Origin of the sequence: Bythopirellula sp., assembly GCF_041737835.1 — a bacterium.
GTDB lineage: Bacteria > Planctomycetota > Planctomycetia > Pirellulales > Lacipirellulaceae > Bythopirellula.
The window spans coordinates 1-1,806 of record NZ_JBGSQY010000007.1 but is presented as its reverse complement, the minus strand read 5'-3'; the positions used below and the strand labels follow the sequence as shown (position 1 = coordinate 1,806).

The window sequence follows — 1,806 nt, the reverse complement described above, 5'->3', positions numbered from 1 at the left end:
GGGACGGTCAATTGGGCACCTGCCTATAGCGCATCCCATGGCCACGCTAGCGTGGGCCATGGCGCCCGGCCCCGGGCGTGGCCGTGGCGGACATCGCGCCTCGCCTTGCAAGTCACCCAACTAAATCTTGTGGTATGAATGATGAAGCCACATCTATCGAAAGGCCACAATTGATCGCCAAATTTGCAAGCGCAATCCCCCACACACACAGCGTTTCGTCCTCCGTATCTTTAAATATGCCACCGACCTTAGCTTGGTTTGTATGCCGAGATGATATCTCTTTTAACGCAATACTTACGTCGAAGGAACTACTCCGCCGGATAGCATCCAATGCTTCAGCATAAAATTGAAGGTCGCTATTTGCTTCGTCGGAACACTCATCCAGCAACTGTTTACACCATCGCTTCATGCCCAACTCGTCATTCTCGACCACCGCCTTTAGAGCATAGCCGAATGCCAGATCGAACGTGTGGTCGTACTTCATCTCGAGCTCGTGACGCCCTCCTGCTTTTGATGCAATTGACCGGGCTAGACCGAAGTCGTTTGCCGCCAATGCAGTCAAAATATCCTTGTATAAAATCATTGTTACGTAGGAACCGTCGATCGCGTCGCCATTCAAATACCGATCAAGCATCTCATTGCGGAGCGCTGCAGACCCCGTAAGGTAGCTGCGAAACGCATCGCGATCGCCGTTCACGACATACTCGGCAACACCCAGGAATCGAAGAGTTCCGGCCAACGATGAAGACGAACTTCCGTCTTTGTCTTTCTCCGCATCCGCAGCATTTGCCAATAGCACTGGCAAGTTGTCTCGCCTTAATTCCATAAGCATGGGCATCCGATTGCGCAGTCCCATTGTGCACCTTCCTTTTCATCACGGTGAACTAAATCGCTGCACCCCATTAGCATTCGTTACTGCAGCTTTTGCTCGGATCAGTGATCGGTTTGCATCGAGCGTCATGCCCGTTCGTACAATTGCTGGATCAGAACTGTTGAGCATTCTCTGAATGTTGCCATCGATCCACTGCGGACTAAGCTGCCGGCCCATTCCCCGCGTCGTATCAAGTCGAAGTTTTCCATCAGATGCAAATTTTGACTCTGTGATGACGATATCGGCGATTGAACCGCTTGCGCTGTGCCGCACGAAGACGCCGTCAAAGCCTTGATTTCCGGATAACCTGGCGGCAAGTTCATCAAATCCTGCACGCCGCATCGTCAGGGAAGTTCTCAGTTCGCCATAGGCCCCTTTTTGTGCCTCTGTGAATCCAGCGGTACTAATTCGCTTTGCGTTCGCGCGAAGAAGGCTCTCAATTGGGGCTCCTGTTGACCTTGAGGCGATTCCAATAGGGGCCCCTGTCGTCCGTATGGCGGGTGACAGGAACGCGGATGGTCGCGCCAGATTAACGGCACCCGAGCCCGCGGCAAGGTACGTAGTCGGATCAGATGCGACGTCGACCAAAAATCGTGGTGCATAGAATCCAGGCTGCTGCGTAAACCACTGATTCACGCGATCGGGGGACATCCAGCCGACGGCGCCCCGCCTTCGCAGTCGTAAGTGAAGCCATTGCAACGAGATGCGGCACTTCTCGGCGCCAAGCACGGTCGGAGGGGGACAGGCGTCCGCGCCGGCGGTAACTCCGCAGCGTGTCTTCCAGCCCCTGATGCGTGCCCTGGCTAACTGTCCCCAGCGGCAACCATCAGCCGGGATGCGTTAGCATCCGGTTATTGTGTGGCGCCCGGCGTTGGCAAACCGGGGGCTAACGCCCCGCGGCTGATTCTGGCCACTTCGTTGTTACCGCTTCGTTG

At 55.0% G+C, this 1,806-nt stretch carries 2 protein-coding genes; both read right to left on the bottom strand.

What is annotated here, in order from left to right; all coding sequences use genetic code 11:
* Nucleotides 1–112 precede the first annotated feature (112 nt).
* Nucleotides 113–856 carry a hypothetical protein gene (locus AC6T8Q_RS02910; protein ID WP_500677649.1) on the bottom strand — a complete coding sequence of 248 codons (744 nt, stop codon included), beginning with the start codon at nt 854–856 and terminating at the stop codon, nt 113–115.
* 18 nt (nt 857–874) lie between these two features.
* Entirely contained in the window at nt 875–1,213 is a 339-nt protein-coding gene (locus AC6T8Q_RS02905) for a hypothetical protein (protein WP_500677648.1), read from the bottom strand.
* Between the last annotated feature and the right edge of the window lie 593 nt (nt 1,214–1,806).

Bases quoted from the DNA above. Each gene is read 5' to 3' on its own strand.
- AC6T8Q_RS02910 (WP_500677649.1), bottom strand. From the start codon at position 856: ATGGGACTGCGCAATCGGATGCCCATGCTTATGGAATTAAGGCGAGAC.
- AC6T8Q_RS02905 (WP_500677648.1), bottom strand. From the start codon at position 1,213: ATGCGGCGTGCAGGATTTGATGAACTTGCCGCCAGGTTATCCGGAAAT.